Below are 24,411 nucleotides of genomic sequence, written 5' to 3' on the forward strand. Positions count from 1 at the left end.
GCCGCGGCCGAATCGGCCGCGGCATCCGCTGTGCTGCTGGTTGCTGTGCTGTCGCTTACTCCGCTGCGGGAGCCGGCGGTGCCGGGGGCGGTGGGGTGGTCGGTGCGGAGCGCCGCGTCGGTGCAGAAGCCGCCGACGGTGCGGACGCTGCCGCGACTCCCTCGCCGATGCCGCGACCGACGGCCTGGCCCTGGATGATCGACGCGAGGTCGAGCCCGGTCGCCGAGCTGACGCTGTCGAACACCGACTTCAGAGCCCGCGCGCTGTCGGCGCCCACAAGGTTCGATGCCCCGTCTTCGCTCGAGCCGCCGATGATCGACACGTTGCCGATCGCGGCGTAGCCCTTCGAGAACTCGGCCATGATCGACGGCAGCACGTCCAGCACGCGCTGCGACAGGAAGGCGTCCTGGTTCGACGCGATGGCCTTCGCCTCGGCCTCGACGGCTGCGGCTCGTGCCTCACCCTCGGCGCGGATCGCGTCGGCTTCGGCGTTGGCCCGCAGGCGACGTGCCTCGGACTCGGCCTCTGCCTGGGCGCGCAGCGCATCGGCTTCACCGGTCGCGCGAGCGATCGCGGCTGCCGCCTCACCGTCGGCCTTGGCCTTGTCGGCCTGAGCCTGCTGCTCGGCGATGCGGGTGCGGGCCTCGGCCTGCTTGACCTGCTCGATCGCACCGGCCTCGGCCGCGCGCTCACGCGTGTAGAGCTCGGCCTGTGCGCGGGTCTCGGCCTCATACCGCTGCGCGTCGGCGACGCGCTTGACGTCGGCGTCGAGCTGAGCCTGACGGTTCTCGGCCTGCTGCTGCAGAACGGCCTGCTGAGCCTGCTCGCGGGCGAGGTTCTCGGCCTGCTCGGCCTCGGCGCGCGCACGGCCGATGCCGGCGTTCGCGTTGGCGGTGTTGGTGTCGAGAGCGGTCTGCTCGACCAGGTTGGCTTCCTGGTTGGCGATGTTCTTCTGGTTGATCGCACGGTCGGCGTTGGTCTGCGAGATCTCCGCGGACTGGCGCTTCGCCTGGATCTCGGGGGCACCGAGGGACTGGATGTAGCCGACCTTGTCAGTGATGCCCTTGATCTGGAACGAGTCGAGGATCAGTCCCTGCTCGGCGAGCTCCTGCGAGACGTCGGCGGCGATCTGGTCAGAGAACTTCTTGCGCTCGCGCATGAGCTCGACGACCGAGAGCGTGGCGACGATGCCACGCAGCGCACCCTCGAGCTGTTCGGTGGTGAACTGCTCGATGGCCTTGTCCTGCGAGGCGAATCGCTCGGCGGCCCGGCGGACGAGGATGGGGTCGGAGCCGATCTTCACGATCGCGACGCCGTCGACGTTGAGCGTGACGCTGTCGAGCGACTGCGCCTCGGCGTTCAGGGAGACCTGCCGCGAACGCAGCGAGATGATCTCGTGGCGCTGCGTGATCGGGTTGACGAGCGACTTGCCGTTGACGATGACGGTGACGGGCGATTCCGACATCTCGTCTCTGGTCGAGCCGTCCGCTCCGATGACAGCGCGTGCCACCTTCTGCTTGCGTCCCGAGATGACGAGGGCCTCGTCGGCTCGGGCGACCTTGATCCAGCTGCGTGCGAACAGCAGCAGGATCAGCAGGATGACGACGGCGGCGACGACGGCGATGCCGACGATGACGAGGATGCCGACTGCTCCGGCGATCTCCATGGATGACCTCCCTGGTTCCCCCCGAGGGGGCGGTCCGTGTCGCCCGCGCGGTCGCGCGGGCGGTTACGGTCCACCCTGCCAGAAAACGGTTCCAGGCGTCGCCGAGAGCACAGCCTCCCTCCGGTGTGGGAGGAGAACTCCCCGGCGGGAGGACCCCTCTGCGTGATCTCGCCGCCTGACGGGGAGAACTCCGCCTGACGGGGAGAGCTGTCCAAGGGACGAACCTCCCCGATGAGAGGTCAGCGCCCGCGGAGCTTCTCGGCGAGGTCGCGCAGGGCCCTCAGCTCGTCGTCGTCGAGCCGCGACATGCGGTCGGCGATGGAGCGGCCGTGCACGGTGGCGATCTGGCGGAAGGCTCGGACTCCGGCATCCGTCGCGCGGATCAGCGAACCACGTCCGTCGTCGGGATCGGGGCACTTCTCGACGAGCCCGCGCGCGACCATGCGGTCGACGAGGCGCGAGACGCTGGGCTGGCTGATCAACATGTTCGAGGTGACGTCGCGCAGCCGGGCGGACTTGCGGGGCGAGCGTGTGACTGTGAGGAGCACGTCGTACTCGGCCTGCCCGAGACCGGAGTGATCGAAGTCGGCGTTCATCTCGGTGAACAGCTCGTGCTGCGCACGGAACAGGCTCTCCCACGCCTGGACGGCGAGCTTGCGATCGGTCATGGAGACCAGATTACTGGCAACAGTAAAGGGCCGGTCGGAGAGGCTCCCGACCGGCCCTTGTCCCTTGCACCAAGAGTGTCCTGCAATCACATGCGGTGTATGCCACAGCAAACATTCACCGTGCGATCACTCTATAACGGCGAGATAACGAATGCAACGGTTTGGTCACGGAAAGTTCGGGATCGGGACAGTCGGACACGATCGTGCGGGTCACGAGATGCGCGACCGCCGCCTCGGCTGTTCTGTCCTAGTCACCGGTACGATCGCGGCAATGCCAAGTTCGCGAACGATGAGGTCGATCACGCGGTTCGGCTGAATAAGGAGGAACGCATGCCCGAGGCAACGTCATGACGGGGCCGATGTGACAGTGGGGGATGTATCCCGCCTCGCATCGGCCGGCGAACCCGCGGATCTGGGGTTGCACGTTGCGCTGGGTCTCGCCCTTGTCATCGCGATCGTCTCTCTCGCCGTCGTTCTCGTCCATGCCTGTGTCGCTGCCGTGCTGCGACCGCCGCGACCGCTCGCCGAGACGTCTGTGCTGGGACGGCACATCGTCGGCCTTGCGCGGACAACAGTGGCGTTTCTCGGATTCTTCGGCGGGATTCTGCTGACGACGATCATCGCCACCGGAAGCGACTTCTATGCGACCCGGAGCGGCAGCGTCGAGCTGCTGAACGACCTCTGGTCGATGTTCGTCGGTCTCGTCGGCGTGGTCGCCTATGGCTTCTGGCTCTGGGTGGCGCTGGACCTCGTGCGCCTGGGCGCCCGACGGAGGCTCGCGGCAGTCGACTGGTGCTATCGACGGTGGCTGCACGGCGGCGAGTTCCCCAGGCTCGGTCGCGGCCTTCGCGCGTTCTCCCGATGGGTCGTGCGGGGTCCCTGGTGGTCGATCTTGCTCACCTTCTATCTCGCGCCCGCGATCCTCATCGCAAGTGGAGTGGTGGTCGCACTGTCGGTCTTGCCGATGACCTCACGATGAGAGCGGGCGTGCCCCGGGGCCAGGGCGTGCTCGACGCCAGACATGCACGCCAGCTGGGGCAACGCGCTCACGCCGCGCGAGCTGCGAGCGGGATCGAGTCGGTATGTCAGACTCGCAGCGTGACGGCGGACGAGCAGACCGAGGACCCCACGATGCGTGGCGATCTCGGCAGCGACCTCGAAGGAATCGACGTGGATCTTCTCGCGCGACTCGAAGCGGTGCACGCTGACGCGCAGATGGTCGGATGGGACTTCTCGCGGCTGGACGGCGCGCTGGTCTCGGACAGCCCCTGGTGGGACTTCGAGGCGGACTGTCTGCACGCGCTGCGCGACTCGCGCGTCGGAGCCGTGGACCTGGGGACCGGAGGCGGCGAGCGGTTGTCCGCGCTGCTGGACTCACTGGCACAAGGGTCGTCCCGACCGCCCCAGGTCACAGCGACCGAGGGATGGTCGCCCAACGTTCCCGAAGCGCGAGCACGCCTCACGCCCCGTGACGTGGGGGTGCTGCAGTACGACTCTGAGGCCGGCGATCCCCTCGACCTTCCCGACCGGAGTCAGGACGTGGTGATGTCCCGTCACGAGTCGTACGACCCGGCCGAGGTCGCACGGGTGCTGGTCTCGGGCGGCAGGTTCCTGACGCAGCAGGTCGACGGCTTCGACGCCCCCGAGATCCATGAGTGGTTCGGGGGTGAATACCTCCACTCCGACGTCACGGTGGACGCGCAGGCAGAGGCCCTTCGGGACGCAGGGATGCGGATCGACCAGGTCGACCACTGGGAAGGGACGATGCGATTCAGGGATGCTGTCGCGCTCGTCACCTACATCGGCCTCGTGCCGTGGGACGCACCGGGGTTCGCCGTGCGATCGCATGCTCGGCGTCTCTCCGACCTGCAGGCTGCAGCTCCGATCACCGTCACTCAGCGCAGGTTCCGCATCTACGCGACCACGCTGTAGCGTCGCCCGGGCCCTTCCCGAATCCCGCGTTCTCCCGGCAACCTCGTGGCAGAGGCCGACCAATGGCGAACTCGCCCCGGGCAACTTGAACTCGGTGAGCGCGGCCCGGAGCTCAGTCGTGATTGGCGCACGTCTGGCCTCGATCGAATGGGCTGGGTTCAAATGCCGCGCGGCGCCGGTTTACGCTGAGTATCGTGCGCACACAGTCACCGGGTCTCGCGCTGTGAGCAGGCAGCGTGACCCGCGTCCGCAGGTCGAGACGAAGGTCTGTGCGTCGTGTGGTCGCGAGATGCAGTGGCGGGCATCGTGGTCCGCCGTCTGGGCCGAGGTGAAGTACTGCTCGGCCGCGTGCCGCTCGCGCAAGGTCACGCCGACGGATCGCGCGCTCGAGGCGACGATCCTCGCTCTTCTCGCGCAACGCTCCGCGAAGGAGACGATCAGTACGTCCGACGCGGCACGTGCCGTCGGCGGCGATGGCTGGCGCGCCCTGGAGGAGCCCGCCCGCCGTGCCGCTCGCCGATTGGTGGCCGTGCGGGCTGTCGACATCGTTCACGACGGGCGGGTCGTTGACCCGTCGTGGGCGAAGGGTCCGATGCGGATTCGGCGGCGGACGGCGGGATCCTGAGGGGCGCTGGCCACGTGCGTGGTTCGGGGTCGGCGATCATGCCGTGAGCGACCGGGTTCCCGACTTCGTGTGGGCGGTCGGGGCGGCGAAGGCCGCGCGGCCTCCGTCCTGATGTAGACGGCTCACGACCACCTCAGAGCGGGAGTCGTGCGCTCGTCGTCCACACGTCGTGATCACACGATGTCTCGACGTCGCCGCCGAGCATCTGCGCGTGCTCTCGCATGCGTGTGATCCCGTGGCCTCCGAGCGCGAAGGAGACGTCCGTGCCCTCGGGGTGAATCGGGTTGCGCAGCTCGAGGCGCACCTCGCCGTCGCTGGACTGCACCTCCAGCGTCGTCTCGCCGGGTGCTCCATGCTTCGAGGCGTTCAGCACGGCCTCGCGGAGGATCCGACCGAGGGCCCCGTCGATGTGCTTGGGAAGTTCCGGGATCGCACCTCCGACTCGGAGCGTGCGTCCCGGGGCATCGAGGAGATGGTGCGCCTGGGCGATCTCCTCGGCCAGCGCCGGTGCCTCCACTCCGGATGTCAGCGGAACGGGGTCGACCGCCGCGACGATCACTCGGATGTCGGACAGCGCGCTCTTGGCCGCGCTCAGTATCTCGGCCTGGGCCTGCGTCAGTGCGGGCCGGTCGAGCTGATCGAGGGCCCTGGCGTGCATGACGATCACGACCAGATCGCGCGCGATCACGTCGTGCAGGTCAGCGGCGATCCGCGCGCGCTCGTCCCTGACGATGTCTGCGGATCTCCGCTCCTCGGCGATGAGCTGAACCGCCAGGCGCTGCTCGCGCGTGGCTCCTGCACGCATCAGGAGACCGAGGGACCCTGCGATCACCGCGAAGACCACGTACAGCAGCACGCTCATCGCCGGGATCGAGCTGCCGTCCATCCAGACGATCCCTGCGATGGCGACGACGACGAAACCCCCGTAAGCGAGGAGAAGCGTGCGCGATCCGATGCGGGAGACGAATCCGACGGCGACGATCACCGCCAGCAGCATCGGCCTCTCGATGTCGAGGGGGAAGGAGAGGCACATGGCTGCAGCGATCGCCGCGGCCGCAGCGATCGGGTTGACAGCGAACAGGGCGAAAGCCGCCGTGACCCCGAACTGCAGCGCTGCCGTCAGCGGGAACCCTGAGCTCGCGCCGGAGACAAGAGTGGCGATGCACCCGACGACTGCTGCGACGAGGAGCACGACCCTCGCCGCGGGTACGAGAGGTATGAAATCCGCGAACCCGGTGTCGCCGGTCGCGGGAACCCGCTCCGACGCATCACCGCGCAGGAGTCCGAGCAGGCGACGGCGCGCCGGATCGCTCACTCGCTCAGCTGCAGAACTGCAGGATGCGGCAGATGTCCTCCCACACGCCATCTGCGTATGCGGCGGGGATGAGGATGCGGAACATGGTGATCTCCTTTTTTCGGACCTTCTGACATCTTGGTCGAAAGTGGAGGATCACGATCTGCACTTCTGGCCAGAAGATGGAAGAGCGTCTTGTTCGAATGAGTAAGTTTGTCAGCATGGAGCCGATCCGGGTCATGGTCGTCGATGACGACGCTCTCGTTCGCCGTGCTCTGAGTCTCTTCTTCGCCGGTGTGGCCGACGTCGTGGTCGTCGCCACGGCGAAGGACGGGGTGGAAGCCGTCGACCTGGCGATGATGCACCGTCCTGACGTCATCATCATGGACGTTCACATGCCGAACATGGACGGGGTGATCGCGACCGAGCGGATCCTCGCCGAGCACCCGCAGATGCGCATCCTCGCGGTCACCGCACTCGGCTCCTACGACGCCGTTCTGCCGATGCTTCGTGCCGGAGCGTCGGGGTACCTGCTGAAGGATTCCGAGCCGGAGGACGTCATCGCGGGGGTCAGACAGGTACACGCGGGCATGACGATCGTGTCGCCCGCCGTGACGAAGCGTCTGATCGGCGCGGTGCTCTCCAACGCGTCCGAGCCCATCGCCCGGTTCTCCCCGGGGATGGAGCTCACCGGACGCGAACTGGCGATCGTGAAAGAACTGGCGCATGGCCGATCGAACCCTGAGATCGGCGCCAGGCTGAACGTCTCGGAGGGCACCGTCAAGGCGTGCCTCAGCACCGTCATGCGCAAGTGGAACGCACGCGACCGGCTGCAGGTTCTGATCTTCGCGGTGCGGGCCGGTCTCATCGACGTCTGACGATCACGTCCGGATGCCGAGCAGAGCGCGTCCGTCCTTCGAGAGCGGCGTCACCCCCAGCAGCTGACTGACACCCAACAGGATGCCGACGGCGATCCCGAACGGACCTCCGATGAACGCCCAGATACCCGTCCAGATCGCGCACACCGCGATGCCCGCGCACGGCCCCGCAGCCGCCACTCTGCGCATCGTGCTCGTGTCCAGGTCCGGCGTCAGCACCGCGATCTGCCGGCCGCGGACCAGCAGCGCACCGGATGCCCGCGCGGAGGTCAGCCTCAGCATCGTCATCCAGTGCGCGGCCTCATGCGTTCCGATCACGACGGGGATCAGCAGAGGGAGCACCAGGATCACGGGGATCTGCCGAGCCGGGAGGTCGAGAGCGATCGCCATCGCGCCGAGCAGAAGCGAGGTCACGACCAGAACAACGGACAACTGGCGCACCACCGCACCTATGACGAAGACCCAGACCGAGAAGGCGTCGAAGCGACGCGGGCGCATGCGTCGAGACCGAGCGAGCGACCGGAGCAGAGCCCGCTCCGGTGAGGACAGGGAGGCATCCCCTCGAAGGCTTTCGATGAATCGACGATCACCGCTCGCGGCGCCGTGCAGAAGCACATCGATCGCGACCGGCCATCCCAGCTCTCGACGTTCCCCGTCTGAGCCGTCGACGCAGACGGTGCCGAGGGTGTCGGCATCCGCGGTCGTGAGCGGGACGCCGCGCAGCGCTCGGGCGTCGTCGGAGAGCAGCCACGCACCGTCGACGCCACGATCGAGTCGGACTCCGGGGTGGAGTCGCAACACGCGAACGGCTCCTGCCGTCGAGGTGTCCGACGGGGTCATGCGGCCAGAGCCGCGTGGGCGAGCGGTTCGCGACGCCGCACCACAGTGAATGCGAGCGCGAGCGCGCCGACCCCCACGACGACCATCGACAGAGCGCGCCCCCACTCAGAGGCGATCTGCTGAAGAGCGACGCCCGCACCCACGGTCAGAAGCAGCGCCAGCAGCAGGGTGAACAGACTCGACATGTTCTGCCGCGGACTCACCGGGAAGAGCACTCCCGCTGCGAAGGCCGCGCAGAAGCTCAGGACCATCGCCGGGAGGGCCGCGATGACGTCGGACACGCTCAGCATGCCGGTCGCGACGAGCAGAACCATCACGCAGAGCGTGATCACCGATGCGACGACGACCGCCGCGGCGAGCGAGACGCGCGTCGCCGACGCCTGACCTCTCCGCCCCGCGACCGCCGCCCTGATCCATCGGTAGGGGGCGGTGACACCGAATCCGAATATCGCGCTTCCGCCGGCGGCGGCGACGAGCAGAGCGAAGCCGACCGACGCGGGCAGCAGCACTCCCAGACCGATCATGAGGGCGATGGCCACGGCGACCAGCATCGTGAGGGTCTCGGCGGCGACGACCAGCGAGGAGCGCATCCATTGGGTGAGTTCGATGCGGACGATCGTGCGCTCCCGCCCGGGCACGGAGACGCGGCGCCCCAGCCTGGCGGCGATCGGGATGATCGCGCCGTCGCCCGCCTCGCGAACGTCGGAGGGAATTCCCGTTCCCAGGAGCAGGCACAGCACGCAGACCGCGGCAGCGCCCAGAGCCACGGACGAGCCCACGAGGACGGAATCGGCCCAAGGGAGGCGAACGCGCAGAGCCAGGATCGCGATGACACCGGCGATCAGTGCGAACGAGGCGAGAGAGCGGCCGAACGCCGACGGCACTCGCAGGACCGTCCGAGACAGCCAGGTCGCACCGCGGAAGAGTGCCCAGCCTGCGGCGATGCTCGCGCAGCAGACGAGCATCCAGGCGAGCACGAGGAGCACGCGCATCTTCTCGCTGATCAGCGGCACGGCCGGCACGATGAACGGCAGCGTGAACAGGAGCCCGGCGGCGCACGCCGACCCCAGGAGGACTCCGTGCGACCCGAACCGCAGGGCTGCGGCGCTCACGGGATACGGCGCGAGCAGATCGTCCACAGCCGTCCGCGAGGGAGACACGACCAGGACGATGGTCAGCAGGCAGAGACTCATCGCCGCGGCCATCGTCAGCTGCTCCGACACCATCTGCACCTGAAGAGCAGCGGGGACGACGGCGGTCTGCCCCATCAGCAGGGGGACGACGCCCAGCAGCTGCCATCCGGCGAGCAGCGCGACGAGAACCCCGATCATGGCCCGTGAGGTCGCTCGACTGCCGCCGAACTGACGGATGAACTCGTTCGACCATACCCTGAGCGTCAAGGACGCGATCGTGCGGGACTGGCCGAAGAATCCCGCCGGCCGGGCGATCATGCGAGAGCGGGTTCGCTCGCCCGGGAGCTGCGTCGCACGATGAGCAATCCGATGAGGTAGATGACGACGGCGGTCGCGATGAGCCAGATCAGAGAACCCGGGAACACGAACTGCGCGCTGGCGAGCTCGGCGCCCACGCCGCTGCCGTTCTCGGTCATACCGGGCACCGAGACCGCGGTGCCCGTGGCGACGGTGAGCGCGATGCTGCCGAGGAAGAGGAGGAAGCAGGCGATCGGCGCGAGGAGGAGCGCCGAGAGGATGAGGGCGAGCTGGCGGAGCGCGGAGGACATGAGAGAAGCCTTTCGTTGGATCAGAGTCGGGCGTGTACGGGGAATCGGGCAGCGATACCGGACTCCACCGTGAGCACCTGAGAGGCGAGCCCCGACACGTGCAGGAACACCTCTTCGAGTGACGCGGCGCCGCTTTCTTCGCGCAAGGCGGCAGGGTGCCCGGAGGCCGCGACTCTCTGATCTGCGAGGATCACGACGCTGGTGCAGAACTGCTCGGCGAAGAGGAGATCGTGTGTGGCGACCAGCACCCCGCCGCCACGCGCCCTGTGTGCGTCGATGAGCGCACGGATGCAGATGGCGGCCTCGGGGTCGAGACCGCGGAACGGCTCGTCCAAGACCAGGAGCCGCGGAGTATGGGCGAGGGCGGCGACGAACTGGATCTTCTTCTTCATACCGTGTGAGTAGTCGCCGATGAACCGCGCCAGGTGGTCGGTGAGGCCGAGTATCTCGCAGAGATAGTCTTTCCACTCGGAATCGAATCCCGGCTGCAGGCGGGCGAGGTAGTCGATGAACTCGTTTCCGCTCAGACTCGACGGAAGCGGCAGCTCGTCCGGGACGAAGCCGAGCTTGCGCTTGGCGTCGAGATCCGCGGCGGGAGACCGATCGATCAGCACTTCACCGGCGTCGGGCTCGAGCAGTCCGACGATGCTGTGCACGAGAGTCGTCTTGCCGGAGCCGTTCGGGCCGATCACCCCTACGAGGGCGGAGGGCGCGACCTCGATACTCGCGTCGGTGATTCCCTGTCCGCCCCGGTAACGCTTCGTCAGAGCGCTCACGGAGAGCACGGGCGCGACACTCGCGCCCGCACCCTCGGTGGCATGCGTCATCTCTAGATGCATTTGAACGTGACGTTCGCGGAGAACGGGTTGGTCCAGGTGATGTCGACCACCGCGCCGAACCCGCTGTAGCCGCGGCTGATGCACATGGCCGTCAGGAAGGCGATGAAGCCGACTCCCAGCACGATCGCCGCCGCGACAGCCACGACGATCACGGGGTTGTCGCTCGTCTCGTATTTCTGCTGGAGCGCCTCGAGGGCCCTCGCGGGCGCCTGTGGGAGTGAGTAAAGGTGCGTCATTGCATTCGACATCTATGTCTTCCTTCGTGATGGTATCCGATGATCATCGGCTCACCGCGAAGGTATGCGAGAGTGACTCTCGGTCTCGACCAACGATGAGTCAGGGTTTCTGACTTTCGGCCAGAGGCGGGCTGCATCCGTTCGTCGAGGGGGTGATCCCCCTCGACACATCGCCATCGTCGCCGAGGTGTTGTCGTGGATCGGCCTGGGCATCGGCAGATGAGCGCGAGTCCCTGTGCCGGAGAGCCGGAGCCGTCACCACGCGGAGACGATAGATTCCGTTCATGCGGCTGACGACACTGCCCGGCGGGGCGAGCTGGACCCATACGGGAGTGAGGGCCGGGTTCGAGGTCGCCTTCTTCCAGGTACTGAGCGGCGGCCATCGGCTCACCGGCCACACCACCGCGCACGAGTCCTCTGCGCTGTGGTCGGTCGGCTACGACGTGAGCGTGGACCGCTCGTGGACAACGGTGGCGGTGCAGGCGTCCAGCCTCACGAACACGGGGAGGAGTGAGGTGACGCTGGCGCGCGACGACGCGGGGCGGTGGACCGTTAACGGCGAGCCGCGACCTGAGCTCGATGGGTGTGTCGACGTGGATTTCGAGTCGTCCGCCGTGACGAACACGCTCCCGGTTCATCGTCTCGACTTCATCGAGGGAGTCGGCGTCGACGTGCCGGCGGCTTTCGTTCGAGCCGAGGACCTGCGGGTGGAACGGCTCGAGCAGCGCTACACGCTGATCGACGCCGGTCCCGACCTGATGGTCTTCCACTACGAGTCATCGACTTTCGAGTTCACGTGCGATCTGCGGTACGACAGTTCGGGGCTCGTCCTGGAATATCCGGGCATAGCGATCAGAGAATCCTAGGCCGCGGTCGAGCCCGGGTCGCGGTCGAACCGCGGCTGCGGCCCAACTCAGATCCCGCCCCGCAGCTGCACGATTCGCGCGTCAGAGGAACAGCGGCACCAGAGACACGATCAGGCCGAGCACGCCGACTCCGGTGAACACGATCCCGAGCGTCCGCACCACACGGCGGAAGTGCGGAGGGTCGCCGATCCGTGCCCTCGTCGGGTCGTTGGTGCTGACGACGCCCGTGGTCCAGCCGGCTGTCGCCGGCTCGCCCCGGCGCAGCATCCGCTCGCGGAAGTCGTCGCCGGCGAACCAGCGGGCGAGCAGCTCGCCGTCGCGCTCGACGACGGCGATCTCGATCGGGAGCCAAGGCCCCTCGGCAAGGCGCACGAGCATCGCCACGATCAGCAGCGGCAGACCCAGCCCCAGACCGATCCACGACAGCACCTCGGCGACGAGCGCGAGGGTGTCGAGGGGCTGCATGAGTTCATCGTAGGGACGTCTCGAGCCATCGGAGAAACAGAGCCCCGAAGCGCTCTGTGCCGGAATACCGCAGGTGTATTCCGAGATGCGCGTAATGGGAGGCCTCTTTCCTGATCTCTTAGGAGGACCACGACTGGGAGTGGTCCGAGTAGATGCAGAAGATGATGACTGGGGAGTGTGATGTCGTGCGTGCACGCAGAACGATGAGTGGCGACGAGATGTCGCCGCGACGGATCGAGAACGGAACCGGGGGCGTATCGCCGAGGCGACGCGTCGTCGCGATCGTGGTGGCGATGCTCATGGGCATCGCGGGTCTGCTCGGGGGTGCGCTGCCCGCCGCTGCCGCACCGACGGTGACCTACCCCGGTGCGATCTCGAACGTGGTGCTCGAGGGGCAGAACGGGGGCGGCCCGCTCGAGCAGTGGCAGACCGTGCGGATCTCGGGGGACTGGAGCGTGCCGGAGGGGGCGCACGCCGGGGAGACCTTCGGGATGACCCTGCCCGCCGAGTTCAGCCGCCAGTCCGCGGGCACGTTCGACATCCTCGACCCTGAGACGAACGAGGTCATGGCGACGTGTGTCGTCGCGGCCGGCCAGGGGCCTGAGATGGTGTGCACCCTCACCGACGCGGTCGAGGGCAAGGAAGACGTCGGAGGCGCCTTCTGGATGCAGGCCAGAGCATCGCAGTCCACGACGAACGAGACGGTCGATTTCGACCTGGGTGACACGATCGAGATCGTCGACCTCCCCGGAGACGGCGGCATCGTGCCCGCCAACCCCACGGAGCAGGCGAAGCCCTACAAGTTCGGTGGCCAGACCACGACCGACGGGCGGCTGAAGTGGGTCGTCGGTGTACCGAGCGGATATGTCACCGACGGATCCTTCACGATCGCCGACACCCTCGACGGCACCCACAGCGCCCACCACTACACGGGCGAGGTGCTGCTGCGACAGCAGGCGGTGGAGAACGGGCAGCTCGCAGGCGGGTGGACCGTTCTCGGTCCCGAGAGCTACCAGGCGGTGTTCGCGGACGACGGCGGGTCTTTCCGCTTCACGGCATCCGGGCTCCCGGCCGGCGGCTTCGCCTACGAGCTGATCTACTACACGCAGGCAGACGGGCCGGTGGCTCCGGGTGAGATCTTCGGCAACAAGGCGGTCGTGAACACCTTCGAGACGTCGGCCACGCACACCGTCACCGAGACCGGCGGAGGGGGCGGAACGGGTGTCGATTTCACCCGGTTCTCGATCACGAAGGCGCTCACCGGCCCGCAGGCCGATGCCGCACGGTCGGCCACCTACACGGTGAGATATTCCGTCAAGGGCTCCGAGGCTCCCGCAACGACGATGACCGTCCCGGTCGGCGAGTCCGTCGACAGCATGCGGGCGCCCCTCGGGTCGACCTTCGTGATCGAGGAGGTCGACCTGCCGAGTATCGAGGGCATCACGTGGGGGCCCTGGACGATCACCGGTGACGGCGTCGTCGACGTCGGCAACGGCACCTTCGAGGTCACGCCGTCATCGAAAGCGGGGGTGGCGCTGACGCTCACCAACACCGCGAATCCGGTGACGCCGCCGCCGTCCGTTCCGCCGACGACGCCCCCGCCGACGGTTCCGCCGACCGTTCCGCCGACCCCGACGACGCCTCCGGGCGTGCGGACTCCGCCTCCCGGCGGGCTGGCGGTGACCGGAGGCGAGATCGGGTACGGGTTCCTGGCCCTCGCGATCGCGCTGATCGCCGGTGGCGGCATCGCCACCGGAGTCGCGGCCCGGCGCCGTGCCCGCACTGATCGAGTCTGAGCGGACGGGATGCAGACGACACGAGGCGGTCACCGAAGGGTGACCGCCTCGTGTCGTCTGTCGGGCGTGCGGTCAGGCCCGAAGGCGAACCGCACGCGGGTCAACGGATCGCGGAGACCGCGCCACCGACGATGACGGCGACGATCGTCGTCCAGCCGATGATCGCCACGGCCTGCCAGATGAGGATGCGTGCCTTGCCGATGCCCGAGGCGGCGAGCATCGTCGCGGTGAAGTGGGTCGGCAGGAGCAGCGGGCCGAGCAGGCTGACGCCCGGCACGCCGTAGCGCTCGAACGCGCGCTGGAACTTCTCGCGGCGGGCCCTGCCACGATCGGTGGCGCCGGCGTCGACGGGCTCCGAGACAGCGCTGCCGACGCTGCCGACGCTGCCGGCGCTGCCGGCGACGACCGCCTCTCGGTTGCGGGTGCGCTTGACGATCGCCGAGCGGGCGCCCGAGCCGGCGATCACGAGGATGGCGACGCAGAGGAAGTTGCCCACGATCGCGGCGATCGCGGCGATCACCGGATGGATGCCGCCGATGATGCCGATCGACACCGCGCCTTCGCCCTCGATGAACGGGATCGCGCCGGCGAGCGCGACGATGAGCGGCTGGATGAGTTCGGGCACCTGGGCGACGAAGCCCTGGAACGTCTCGATGAGGTTCATGGATCTCTCCCTGTGGTCTGTGCGCCGGTCTCTCCGCCGCGATGACTACAGTCCATCGCTCATCGTGCGTCGGCGGCAGTGTCGGGTCGTCACCGCTTTGCAGGTGCTTCTCCTGCGGCATCCGTGACATCTGTCACGGTCGTATCGTGGGGGACATGAGCCCCTCCTCCCGCACGGTCGATCCGCTCGTCGATCCCCCTCCCGGTCAGCGGCAGCTCGCCCGCGGCATCACTGCGACCTGGTGGTACACGTTCTCGGCCGTCGTCTTCCTCGAGCTGTTCCTCGTGCTCGTGTGGGCGCTGCAGGCACTGGCCGTTCCGGAGCCGGGAGCCGGGTGGATCGTCGTGGGCGTCGGAGGACTCGTCTGGTGGCTCTCGACGATCATGCTGCTGTGGGCGTATCGGCATCGCGTCGACGCCGAGCCCGGCATCGCCTGGACGCGCATCGCGCCGCCGCTGCTCATCGCGGTCGTCTACGGGGTGATCGCCGGGGTGGTGGTCGACAGCTGGCTGCTCGCGCTGATGCCGGTCGCGCAGTCCGTGGTGCTGCTCAACTGGCCCAAGGGCATCCGGCTGCGGGTCGTGGCGCTCATGACCGCCCTGCTGATCGGCGCCGCGTTCGTCGACGGCGCGAGGGGAGCGGTCCAGACGGAAGGGCCGGGGTGGCTCGCCGCGTTCTACGCGATCGTCATTCCGGCGATGTCGGTGAGTTCGCTCTGGTGGTGGGATGTTCTGGTCACCCTCGACCGGGCGCGGGCCTCGGAAGCCCGTCTCGCTGCGACCCAGGAGCGTCTGCGCGTCGCCACCGACGTGCACGACCTGCAGGGCCACCACCTGCAGGTGATCGCCCTGCAGCTCGAACTCGCCGAGCGCCTGCTGGCCCTCGATCCGGATGCCGCGCTCGAGCAGCTGCGTGCCGCACGGGTGAGCGTCGACGAGGCGCGACAGGGCACGCGCGATCTTGCGACGCGGTTCCGTTCGGTGCCCCTCGGCGACGAGGTGGCGAACGCCCGCGACCTGCTCGCGGCCGCCGGCATCCAGGTGCAGGCTGAGATCGCTCCCGATGCCGATGACGCGCCGTCCGCGGCGCTCGGCCCGGTGATCAGGGAGACCACGACGAATGTGCTGCGCCATGGAGCGGGCGGGCACGCGCGTCTCGCCCTGGGGCGCGCGCCCGAGGGCTGGCGGTACGAGGTGGCGAACGATGTCGGCGCGGATGCCGTGGTGCAGCCGATCGGCTCCGGGCTGGACGGCGTCAGGCGGCGCATCTCGGAGGCCGGCGGCACGCTGGAGATCCGTGATGATGAGGGTGAGTTCGTCGTCGTCGTGACCGTGCCCGCGGCGAGGGCGACATCGGACGAGAGGGCCATGCGATGATCCGGGTGCTGCTTGCCGACGACGAGGGGATGATCCGCTCCGCGCTGGCCGCGCTGCTGCGGCTCGAGGGCGACATCGAGGTCGTCGCCGAATGCGTCGACGGCGAGGAGGCGCTCGCCCGGGCGCTGGAGCTGAAGCCCGACGTGTGCCTGCTCGACCTCGAGATGCCGGGCCTCGACGGGGTCGAGGTGGCCGAGAAGCTCAGCAGGGCGATAGCGACGCGATGCGTGGTCGTCACCCGCCACGCACGTCCCGGAGTGCTGCGGCGGGCGCTCGCCTCGGGCGTCTCGGGGTTCCTGCCGAAGTCACGGGGCGCCGATCAGGTCGCCGACGTGATCCGCCGCGTCGCCGCGGGCGCGAGATACGTCGACCCCGAGATCGCCGCCGACGCGCTCAGCGACGAGCGCTCGCCGCTGACCGATCGTGAGCTCGACGTGCTGCGCGCGGGGCGCCGCGGCGAGACGACGGGGCAGATCGCTCGGAGCCTCTCGCTCGCCCCCGGCACGGTACGCAACCACATCTCCGCGGTGCTGGCGAAGCTCGGGGTCGGCACGCGGCAGCAGGCGGTGCTGATGGCCGAGGCTCGCGGCTGGATCTGAGTCGACTCAGCCGTGTTCGCGGCCGTCGTGGCCGTGGCCGCCGTCGTGCCCGTCGTCGTGCCCGTGGTCGTGATCGTGGTCGTGCCGGTGGTCGTGGTCGTGCTCGCGGCCGTCGTCATCATGGTCGTTCTCGAGGATCATGCCGACGGAGGTGGCGCACGCGTCCCCGCGCCAAGCCTCCAGGCCCTCCCGCACGGCGAAGACCGCGATCACGAGTCCCGCGACCGCATCCGCCCACCACCATCCGAACAGACTGTTGAGCGCGAGGCCGATCAGCACCGCAGCCGACAGGTAGGTGCAGATCAGCGTCTGCATCGAGTCGGCGACAGCGGTGGCCGAGCCGATCTCGCGGCCCGCACGCCGCTCGGCGAGCGACACGACCGGCATGATCGCGACGCTCAGAGCGGTGAGCACGAGACCGACCGTGCTGTGCTCCGGTCGTTCCCCGCCGATCAGCGCCCACAGCGAGGTCGCCGTGACATACGCAGCGAGCGCGAAGAACGCGACCGCGATCACTCGCAGTGTGGGCTTCTCCCACCGTTCGGGGTCGCGGCGGGTGAACTGCCACGCGACGGCGGCGGCCGAGAGCACCTCGATGCTCGAGTCCAACCCGAAGCCGATCAGGGCGGCGGAGGAGGCGACGGAGCCTGCCGCGATCGCCACGACGGCTTCGATGAGGTTGTAGACGATGGTGAACGCGACGATGAGACGGATGCGGCGCTGCAGCCGTGCTCGTCGCTCGGGGGTGATCGTGAGGGTCGACATCAGCAGGTGCATCCGTCGGAGTCGCAGCAGTCGGGCTCGACGATCAGCATCACACGCATCAGCTCGTCCAGTGCCGGGGCGAGGTGCGGGTCGGCGAGCTGATAGCGGCTGCGGCGTCCGTCGGGGGTCCCCTCGACGAGGCCGCATCCGCGCAGGCACGCCAGATGATTCGAGAGGAGCTGGCGGCTGACGCCGAGCTCGTCGGCCAGATCGGAGGGGTAGGCCGGAGTCTCGCGGAGCGCCAGGAGGATCGCCGCCCTCGTCGGATCCGAGAGGGCATGCCCGAGGCGAGCCACGGCGGCGGTGTGGGTGGGGGAGGCGGTCAGCGTCACACGCCCACTGTACACGGAACGCTGAACTCAGAGAACTCTGTATCGACGAGACCTCAGTCGGCCGGCCCGATGATCACCGCCGACTCGGAGGGGAGCGCGATGGTCCGCGTGGTCACGCGCACCGGCGTCGTCTCGAGCAGCACCCGGGCGTCGGGTGCGAGGTCGAATTCGACGTCGTCGGCGGTCAGGTTCACCAGCACCGACACGTCGCCCCGGTCGAGGCGGTACGCGCGGGCATCGGGTGCGGCGTCCTGGTGCATCACGGTCACCTGCGTGTGCGCGAGATCGGGGTCGGTGAGATCGGGCAGTTCTCGTCGCAGTGCGATCAGCCGTCGATGGAGATCGAGGATGCGTGCCTGGTGGGGGCGGCCGAGCTCGTCCCAGTCGAGGTGCGAGCGCTCGAAGGTCTGCGGATCCTGCGGGTCGGGCACCTGGGCGGGGTCCCACCCCATGCGCGCGAACTCGGCGATGCGCCCCTCGGCGGTCGCCGTGGCGAGCTCCGGCTCCTCGTGCGAGGTGAAGAACTGCCAGGGGGTGTTCGCCCCCCATTCCTCGCCCATGAACAGCATCGGCGTGCCCGGTGCGGTCAGGGTGAGCACCGCGGCGACGGCCAGACGGTCGGTCGACAACGATGCCGAGAGGCGGTCGCCCGCGGCCCGGTTCCCGATCTGATCGTGGTCCTGCGTGAAGGTGACCAGGCGCCAGGCCGGCACCTCGGCCGGCAGCGGATGCCCGTGCGGGCGGTCGCGGAACGACGAGTAGGTGCCATCGTGGAAGAAGCCGCCCTGTGACACCTTCTTCACGGCATCCGGGGCCGCGAAATCGGCGTAGTAGCCCTCGGTCTCCCCGGTGAGGGCGACGTGCATCGCGTGGTGCCAGTCGTCAGACCACTGCGCGGTGAGCCCGTATCCTCCTTCGTCCCTGGGCAGGAGGAGGGTGGGGTCGTTCAGATCGGACTCCGCGATGAGGGTGAGCGGTCGGCCGAGCTCGGCGGCGAGAGCATCGACGCGTTCCGCCATCTCCTGGAGGATGTGCGGGGTCTGCTCGTCGTGCAGCGCGTGCACGGCATCGAGGCGCAGACCGTCGACGTGGAAGTCGCGCAGCCACATCAGCGCGTTCTCGAGGATGTACTCGCGCACGCTCGGCTCGCTCAGATCCAGCGAATCCCCCCACGACGTGTTGTGCTCGCCGTCGCGCAGGTAGGGGCCGAACTCGGGAAGATAGTTGCCGCTCGGACCGAGGTGGTTGTAGACGACGTCCTGGATCACCGCGAGCCCCCGGGCGTGCGCGGCATCGACGAGGCGCTGGTAGCCCGCGGGCCCACCGTATCCCTCGTGCACGGCGTACCAGAGCACGCCGTCGTATCCCCAGTTCCACCGTCCGCTGAACGCGTTCACCGGCAGCAGCTCGATGTGGGTGACACCGAGGGCGACGAGGTGGTCGAGTCGTCCGATCAGCGAGTCGAGGGTCCCCTCCGGGGTGAAGGTCCCCACGTGCAGCTCGTAGACGACGCCACCGGCGAGCTCGCGCCCCGCCCAGTCGCCGTCCGTCCACTCGAACCGCGACGCGTCGAAGAGCGCAGACGGTCCGTGCACACCCCGGGGCTGGCGACGCGACCGGGGGTCGGGGCGCAGCGTCGAGCTCCCGTCGAGCAGGAATCCGTAGCGCTCGCCTTCGGCCATGGCCACATCGGAGCTCCACCAGCCGTCGGGCTGCCCCTCACGGCTGAGATCGTGCTCCGAGATGGTCACGCAGGCCGGGGTGAGGCGACGGAGCCGCACGGAATCGGCGCGGGGCGCCCAGACGGAGATCATCGGTCCTCCACCAGCAGGGCGACGGGATAGGTGTCGAGAAGTTCCGACAGGTGCACGGGACCGGCGGCGATCCGGCGCCCCGTGAGCACGTCGGTCGCCGGGATCTCACGTCGCAGCAGCACCGTGTCGCCCCACCCGCCGCGGGCGGCGAGGCCGACGGGAAGGCGGGTCGCGACGGCGAGGACGCCACCGCGATCGACGGCGACGGCGTGCGCGGACGCCTCGCCGGCCACCGTGCCGGGGCGGTAGCCGTCGAAGAGCTCATCGTGGTCGCGTCGCAGGCGCAGCGCGCGCGACACGACCAGCATCTTCGCGGCACCGGAATCGTCGACCGGGGGGAGGATGCCGCGCGCGGCCTCCTCGTCCACACGACGCAGCAGGTCGGCGCGCGCACCGAAGTCCACGGGCCGCCGATTGTCCGGATCGACGAGCGAGTGGTCCCACAGCTCGGTGCCCTGGTATACGTCCGGCACGCCGGGGGCCGTGAGCTGCAGGAGCTTCGCGGAGAGGGAGTTCACCCGTCCGGCGTCGACGATCTCGGCCACGAAGGCGTCGAGCAGCGGGCGTGCGGGCCCCTCGGTGGCCTGCGCGATCGCGATGACCCCCTTCTCGAAGTCCTCATCCGGATGCTGCCAGGCGGTGGATTCCGCAGCCTCTCGGGCGGCCTTGAGCCCGTACTGGCTCATCCGCTCGGCCGTGATCGGCCAGGCACCGACCGCCGCCTGCCAGAGCAGAGCGTCGAGGGGGCCGTGCCCGGTCGAGGCGATGCCGCGCAGCTGGGTGAGGACCTCGGCCCAACGCTCCGGCATCTCGGCGAGCACCGAGAGTCGCGCCCTGACATCCTCCGAGCGCTTCGTGTCATGGGTCGACAGTGCCGTCAGCGAGTGCGGCCACGAGGCGAGTCGCGCGCGCTGGGCGTCGTGGAAGGCGTCGACCGTGATCGAGGCGATCGACGGATCGCCCCCGACCTCGGTGAGCGTGCCGAGGCGCGTGTGCCGATAGAACGCCGTGTCTTCGACGCCCTTCGCCATCACGGCGCCGGTGACCTGCGGGAAGCGTTCGGCGATCTCGAGGCCGGTGTCGAAGAGAAGCGGAGCGAGCTCCGCGATCGCGGTCGCCAGGTCGGGCCGTCGCGCGGCGGCATCGTCGAGCGCATGCTGCAGATGCTCGTGCCCGGCAGGCAGGTACGCGCGGTACACGGGGAAGCTCGCGACGATCTCGGCCAGCGCCTCCTCGGCATCCACGACCCCGAACGGCAGGGCGCGGACCAGGCGACGCACCTCGGACCGCAGCAGTTCGTCGGCGATCATCCGCTTGGTCGAATGGATGAGATCCTGCCAGGACTCGGCCTCCGGGAGGCCGGAGTCCTCGCGCAGGCGTGCGTCGAGGTCGTCGAGCGCGCGCACGCCGTCGCCGTCGATCAGCACGCGATCGAACTCGACGAGGGCGTCATACCCGGTGGTGCCGTCGGTGCGCCACCACGAGGGCAGCTCCTCACCGGGCTCGAGGATCTTCTCGACGACCGTATAGGCCGCGCCGGTCGCATCCGCGAGGCGCTCCAGGTAGGCGCCGGGGTCGACGAGCCCGTCGGGGTGGTCCACCCGCAGGCCGTCCGCCAGACCCTCGGTGATCCACCGCACGATCTCGCGGTGGGATTCCTCGAAGACGTCGGGGATCTCGACACGGATGCCGGCGAGCTCGGAGACCGCGAAGAAGCGGCGGTAGTCGAGCTCGGTGTTCTGGTCCTCCCAGAAGCGCAGCTCGTAGTGCTGGGCGTCCAGCAGAGCGGGAAGATCGTCCGCGAGGTCGGCCGTGCCGGGGGCCAGCGGGAGCACGTGGTCGAAGTAGTGCAGCGTGCCGTCGGGGGCGTCGTCTGCGGGTGTCGTGTCGATCGTGATCTCGCCGGCGGCGAGCACCTCGGCGGGCGAGGATCCGAGGATCGGCAGCCGTACCCGGCCCGCCGACATCCGCCGGTCGATGTCGAAGGCGATCGCGTGCCGCGACGAGGTGCCGAGGCGCAGCAGATCCCACCACCAGTGGTTCGCGCGCGGCAGCGCGACGCCGACGTGGTTCGGCACGATGTCGACGAGGATGCCGAGCCCGGCGGCGCGTGCCGCAGCGGCGAATCGCGTCAGGCCCTCGGGGCCTCCGCGCTCCGGATCGACCCGCGAGTGATCGACCACGTCGTACCCGTGATCGGATCCGGGCACCGCCGCGAGCAGCGGCGACAGATACGCCCACGACGCGCCGAGGTCGGCGAGGTACCCCGCCGCCTCCGCCGCATCGTCGAGGGTGAAGCCCTGTCGGATCTGCAGCCGGTACGTCGAGAGAGGTCGTCGCGTCATCGAGGCAGCTCCGGGCTCGGTGCGGGCGCGGGGGCCTCCGCGCGTTCGGTCTGGATGCGCAGCGACGCCTCCACGGAATCGTCGGTGGGCACCTCGGTCTGGTCGACCTCACGCAGCACCAGCATCGAGTGGGCCTCGAGCGTCACCGGGGCGCCGGCGTCGATCGCGGGTCCGCCTGCACGGTCGCCGGCGGTGTCGACGGCGACCTCCCAGGCACGACCGTGCCTCTCGTCGGGGAGCATCGCATCGATCGCATCCGCGCCGCTGTGGAAGTAGACGAGGAAGTTCTGATCCGACACGGGGCGACCACGACGATCCTTCTCGCGGATGCCCTGTCCGTTCAGGAACATGCCGATCGCGAGCCCGAAGCCCGAATCCCAGTCCTCAGGCTGCATCCGAGCTCCGTCGGGGCGCAACCAGACGACGTCGGGCACGCGCTCGCCGTCCTCCGACCGCACTGGGCGTCCGTCGAAGAACCGGCTGCGTCGGAAGGTCGGGTGCGCGCGCCGCAGCCTCGCCACGGCGGCGGTGAACTCGACGAGCGGCCGATCCGCCGCCTCCCAGTCGATCCAGGTCAGCTCGTTGTCCTGCGCGTAGCCGTTGTTGTTGCCGTGCTGGGTGCGCCCGAGTTCGTCGCCGTGGGCGATCATGGGCACGCCCTGCGACAGCAGCAGGGTGGCCAGGAAGTTGCGCTGCTGCCGGGCGCGCACCCGGTTGACGGTCTCGTCGTCGGTCGGTCCTTCCACACCCTGGTTGCTCGAGCGGTTATGCGATTCCCCGTCGTTGTTGTCCTCGCCGTTGGCCTCGTTGTGCTTCTCGTTGTACGAGACGAGGTCGCGCAGTGTGAAACCGTCGTGCGCGGTCACGAAGTTGATCGACGCGACAGGGCGACGGCCCGAGTGCTCGTAGAGATCGGCCGAGCCGGTCAGTCGCGACGCGAACTCGCCGAGGGCCTGCGGCTCTCCGCGCCAGAAGTCGCGCACGGTGTCGCGGTACTTGCCGTTCCATTCGGTCCACTGCGGGGGGAAGTTGCCGACCTGGTAGCCGCCGGGGCCGACGTCCCACGGCTCGGCGATGAGCTTCACCTGCGAGACGATCGGATCCTGCTGCACGAGCTCGAAGAACGCCGCGAGCCGGTCGACGTCGTAGAACTCGCGCGCGAGGGTCGATGCGAGGTCGAAGCGGAAGCCGTCGACGTGCATCTCGGTCACCCAGTAGCGCAGCGAATCCATGATGAGCTGCAGTGCGTGCGGATTTCCGGCGTTGAGGCTGTTACCGGTGCCGGTGTAGTCGGTGTAATACCGTCGGTCCTCTTCGAGGCGGTAGTAGGCCTCGTTGTCGATGCCCCTCATCGAGAGCATCGGACCCATGTGATTGCCCTCGGCGGTGTGGTTGTAGACCACGTCGAGGATGACCTCGATGCCCGCCGCGTGCAGCGCGCGGACCATCGCCTTGAACTCCTGCACCTGCTGGCCGTGCTCGCGGCTGGAGGCGTAGCCGTTGTGCGGGGCGAAGAACGCGAGCGTGTTGTAACCCCAGTAGTTCGAGAGGCCCTTCTCCTGCAGAGTCGAGTCGTTCACGAACTGATGCACGGGCATGAGCTCGAGCGCGGTCACCCCGAGATGCACCAGGTGCTCGATGACCGACGGGTGCGCGATCGCCGCGTACGTGCCACGCAGCTCTTCGGGGACGTCGGGATGCAGCTGCGTGAGCCCCTTGACGTGGGCCTCGTAGATCACGGTCTGCGCATACGGCGTCTTGGGCAGACGGTCGCCGGCCCACTCGAAGAACGGGTTGATGACGACGCCCTTGGCCATGGTGGCGGCCGAGTCCTCGTCGTTGCGCGAATCCGGGTCGCCGAAGGTGTAGCCGAAGAGCGGCTGACCCCAGTCGATCTGACCCGACACGGATTTGGCGTAGGGGTCGAGCAGCAGCTTGTTCGGGTTGAAGCGCTGTCCCTGTGCGGGGTCGTACGGGCCGTGCACACGGTATCCGTAGAGCTGGCCGGGCTGCACCGACGGAAGGTAGCCGTGCCATACGAACGCGTCGACCTCGTCGAGCGGCACCCGCTCCTCATTGCCCTCGTCGTCGAACAGGCACAGCTCGACCTTCTCCCCGCCTTCGCTGAACAGGGCGAAGTTCGTGCCCTGACCATCGAAGGTCGCGCCGAGCGGGTAGGGAGATCCGGGCCAGACGTCGTGGCTCACTGCGCGTGCCGCATCGCGACTGCACGGTGCAGCACGGTCTGGAGAGCATCGTGGAAGTCGTGCACTTGGGCCACCTCGTCGGCTTTCGGGTAGGGGTGGCCGACGTAGCAGACGAAGACCGGATGAACGTGTTCGATGTAACCTATCGGGCCGTCGTGAAAGACGACGTAACGATCGAGGTCGACGCGCTCATAGAGGGGCTCGACCGGAGTCGCGGTTCCCTGTGAAGCCTGGTCCTGAGGGGACTCCCGGTCATGTGCGGCATGGGTCTTCGCAGTCATGATGGCTCCTGATTCTGTTGATGCTCTCACGATAGGAGCGGGGGCGAATCTGGGATATCCCATTGCCAGCAGGGCGATCACGCGCTATGTCTCGAGTCGTGTCCGTGCGTGTGCCTGTCGCCCCGTGAAATCAGGGCGGTCGCACCTGCGACAATGGAATCCCCGCGCCGATCCCGAACCGA

At 68.6% G+C, this 24,411-nt stretch carries 24 protein-coding genes; 8 read left to right on the plus strand and 16 right to left on the minus strand.

The window, feature by feature from the left end; translation table 11 throughout:
* Nucleotides 1–55: 55 nt before the first annotated feature.
* Both DXT68_RS03430 and DXT68_RS03435 read right to left on the minus strand, forming a co-directional pair.
* A complete protein-coding gene (locus tag DXT68_RS03430) occupies nt 56–1,666 on the minus strand; it encodes an SPFH domain-containing protein (protein WP_045254789.1) in 1,611 nt (536 codons plus the stop codon).
* 239 nt (nt 1,667–1,905) lie between these two features.
* Nucleotides 1,906–2,334: a MarR family winged helix-turn-helix transcriptional regulator gene (locus DXT68_RS03435; protein ID WP_045254788.1), complete on the minus strand. Its 429-nt coding sequence runs from the start codon at nt 2,332–2,334 to the stop codon at nt 1,906–1,908.
* 418 nt (nt 2,335–2,752) lie between these two features.
* On the opposite strand from DXT68_RS03435, the gene DXT68_RS03440 reads away from it, so the two are divergent.
* The 3 genes from DXT68_RS03440 to DXT68_RS17205 all read left to right on the plus strand — a co-directional run bounded on the left by DXT68_RS03440 (nt 2,753) and on the right by DXT68_RS17205 (nt 4,891).
* Entirely contained in the window at nt 2,753–3,313 is a 561-nt protein-coding gene (locus tag DXT68_RS03440) for a hypothetical protein (protein ID WP_115760447.1), read from the plus strand.
* Nucleotides 3,314–3,432: 119 nt separating this feature from the next.
* A complete protein-coding gene (locus DXT68_RS03445; protein WP_244268207.1) occupies nt 3,433–4,266 on the plus strand; it encodes a class I SAM-dependent methyltransferase in 834 nt (277 codons plus the stop codon).
* Between the two features lie 223 nt (nt 4,267–4,489).
* Entirely contained in the window at nt 4,490–4,891 is a 402-nt protein-coding gene (locus DXT68_RS17205; RefSeq protein WP_045254786.1) for a DUF3253 domain-containing protein, read from the plus strand.
* A 133-nt stretch (nt 4,892–5,024) separates the two neighbouring features.
* On the opposite strand, the gene DXT68_RS03455 is transcribed toward DXT68_RS17205, so the two are convergent.
* Nucleotides 5,025–6,206: a sensor histidine kinase gene (locus DXT68_RS03455; RefSeq protein WP_045254785.1), complete on the minus strand. Its 1,182-nt coding sequence runs from the start codon at nt 6,204–6,206 to the stop codon at nt 5,025–5,027.
* Nucleotides 6,207–6,367: 161 nt separating this feature from the next.
* On the opposite strand from DXT68_RS03455, the gene DXT68_RS03460 reads away from it, so the two are divergent.
* Nucleotides 6,368–7,063, plus strand: coding sequence for a response regulator (locus tag DXT68_RS03460; RefSeq protein ID WP_244918556.1), 696 nt, complete (start codon nt 6,368–6,370; stop codon nt 7,061–7,063).
* 3 nt (nt 7,064–7,066) lie between these two features.
* Here DXT68_RS03460 and DXT68_RS03465 read toward each other — a convergent pair whose 3' ends face one another.
* From DXT68_RS03465 to DXT68_RS03485, 5 genes are read right to left on the minus strand one after another with little or no spacing between them, the layout of a single operon-like run.
* Nucleotides 7,067–7,903: a hypothetical protein gene (locus tag DXT68_RS03465; RefSeq protein ID WP_162829100.1), complete on the minus strand. Its 837-nt coding sequence runs from the start codon at nt 7,901–7,903 to the stop codon at nt 7,067–7,069.
* The gene (locus DXT68_RS03470) at nt 7,900–9,354 is read right to left on the minus strand and encodes a hypothetical protein (protein ID WP_045254783.1); all 1,455 of its coding nucleotides are present in this window, start codon (nt 9,352–9,354) and stop codon (nt 7,900–7,902) included. The genes DXT68_RS03465 and DXT68_RS03470 overlap by 4 nt, the downstream gene beginning before the upstream one ends.
* A complete protein-coding gene (locus DXT68_RS03475; RefSeq protein WP_045254782.1) occupies nt 9,351–9,644 on the minus strand; it encodes a hypothetical protein in 294 nt (97 codons plus the stop codon). Before DXT68_RS03475 ends, DXT68_RS03470 begins: the two co-directional genes overlap by 4 nt.
* 20 nt (nt 9,645–9,664) lie before the next feature.
* Complete coding sequence (locus DXT68_RS03480; protein WP_052677782.1) at nt 9,665–10,471, minus strand: ABC transporter ATP-binding protein; 807 nt, start codon at nt 10,469–10,471, stop codon at nt 9,665–9,667.
* 2 nt (nt 10,472–10,473) lie between these two features.
* The gene (locus DXT68_RS03485; RefSeq protein ID WP_045254781.1) at nt 10,474–10,719 is read right to left on the minus strand and encodes a hypothetical protein; all 246 of its coding nucleotides are present in this window, start codon (nt 10,717–10,719) and stop codon (nt 10,474–10,476) included.
* Nucleotides 10,720–11,003: 284 nt separating this feature from the next.
* Here DXT68_RS03485 and DXT68_RS03490 point away from each other — a divergent pair, with 284 nt between their 5' ends.
* Nucleotides 11,004–11,585, plus strand: a complete 582-nt coding sequence (locus tag DXT68_RS03490) for a putative glycolipid-binding domain-containing protein (RefSeq protein WP_045254780.1) — start codon at nt 11,004–11,006, stop codon at nt 11,583–11,585.
* A gap of 81 nt (nt 11,586–11,666) precedes the next feature.
* Here the strand turns inward: DXT68_RS03490 and DXT68_RS03495 are convergent, their stop codons facing one another.
* Nucleotides 11,667–12,050: a hypothetical protein gene (locus DXT68_RS03495; protein WP_052677781.1), complete on the minus strand. Its 384-nt coding sequence runs from the start codon at nt 12,048–12,050 to the stop codon at nt 11,667–11,669.
* Between the two features lie 185 nt (nt 12,051–12,235).
* On the opposite strand from DXT68_RS03495, the gene DXT68_RS03505 reads away from it, so the two are divergent.
* A complete protein-coding gene (locus tag DXT68_RS03505) occupies nt 12,236–13,846 on the plus strand; it encodes an Ig-like domain-containing protein (protein WP_156149303.1) in 1,611 nt (536 codons plus the stop codon).
* A gap of 100 nt (nt 13,847–13,946) precedes the next feature.
* On the opposite strand, the gene DXT68_RS03510 is transcribed toward DXT68_RS03505, so the two are convergent.
* Nucleotides 13,947–14,510 (minus strand): hypothetical protein, encoded by a 564-nt coding sequence (locus tag DXT68_RS03510; protein WP_045254777.1) that lies wholly within the window; start codon nt 14,508–14,510, stop codon nt 13,947–13,949.
* 155 nt (nt 14,511–14,665) lie between these two features.
* Here DXT68_RS03510 and DXT68_RS03515 point away from each other — a divergent pair, with 155 nt between their 5' ends.
* The gene (locus DXT68_RS03515) at nt 14,666–15,886 is read left to right on the plus strand and encodes a sensor histidine kinase (RefSeq protein WP_045254776.1); all 1,221 of its coding nucleotides are present in this window, start codon (nt 14,666–14,668) and stop codon (nt 15,884–15,886) included.
* Nucleotides 15,883–16,485: a response regulator transcription factor gene (locus tag DXT68_RS03520; protein WP_045254775.1), complete on the plus strand. Its 603-nt coding sequence runs from the start codon at nt 15,883–15,885 to the stop codon at nt 16,483–16,485. Before DXT68_RS03515 ends, DXT68_RS03520 begins: the two co-directional genes overlap by 4 nt.
* Nucleotides 16,486–16,491: 6 nt before the next feature.
* On the opposite strand, the gene DXT68_RS03525 is transcribed toward DXT68_RS03520, so the two are convergent.
* From DXT68_RS03525 to DXT68_RS03550, 6 genes are read right to left on the minus strand one after another with little or no spacing between them, the layout of a single operon-like run.
* On the minus strand, nt 16,492–17,250 hold the full coding sequence (locus DXT68_RS03525) for a cation efflux transmembrane domain-containing protein (protein WP_082069000.1): 759 nt from the start codon (nt 17,248–17,250) through the stop codon (nt 16,492–16,494).
* Nucleotides 17,250–17,582 (minus strand): ArsR/SmtB family transcription factor, encoded by a 333-nt coding sequence (locus DXT68_RS03530; RefSeq protein ID WP_115760449.1) that lies wholly within the window; start codon nt 17,580–17,582, stop codon nt 17,250–17,252. The genes DXT68_RS03525 and DXT68_RS03530 overlap by 1 nt, the downstream gene beginning before the upstream one ends.
* A 53-nt stretch (nt 17,583–17,635) precedes the next feature.
* Complete coding sequence (gene treZ / locus DXT68_RS03535) at nt 17,636–19,396, minus strand: malto-oligosyltrehalose trehalohydrolase (RefSeq protein ID WP_045254773.1); 1,761 nt, start codon at nt 19,394–19,396, stop codon at nt 17,636–17,638.
* Nucleotides 19,393–21,741 carry a malto-oligosyltrehalose synthase gene (treY, locus tag DXT68_RS03540; protein WP_045254772.1) on the minus strand — a complete coding sequence of 783 codons (2,349 nt, stop codon included), beginning with the start codon at nt 21,739–21,741 and terminating at the stop codon, nt 19,393–19,395. The genes treZ and treY overlap by 4 nt, the downstream gene beginning before the upstream one ends.
* Entirely contained in the window at nt 21,738–23,948 is a 2,211-nt protein-coding gene (gene glgX, locus DXT68_RS03545; protein ID WP_045254771.1) for a glycogen debranching protein GlgX, read from the minus strand. The genes treY and glgX overlap by 4 nt, the downstream gene beginning before the upstream one ends.
* Nucleotides 23,945–24,229, minus strand: coding sequence for a hypothetical protein (locus DXT68_RS03550; RefSeq protein WP_045254770.1), 285 nt, complete (start codon nt 24,227–24,229; stop codon nt 23,945–23,947). Before DXT68_RS03550 ends, glgX begins: the two co-directional genes overlap by 4 nt.
* Nucleotides 24,230–24,411 lie beyond the last annotated feature (182 nt).

This window comes from Microbacterium foliorum (genome assembly GCF_003367705.1).
Classification (GTDB): domain Bacteria; phylum Actinomycetota; class Actinomycetes; order Actinomycetales; family Microbacteriaceae; genus Microbacterium; species Microbacterium foliorum.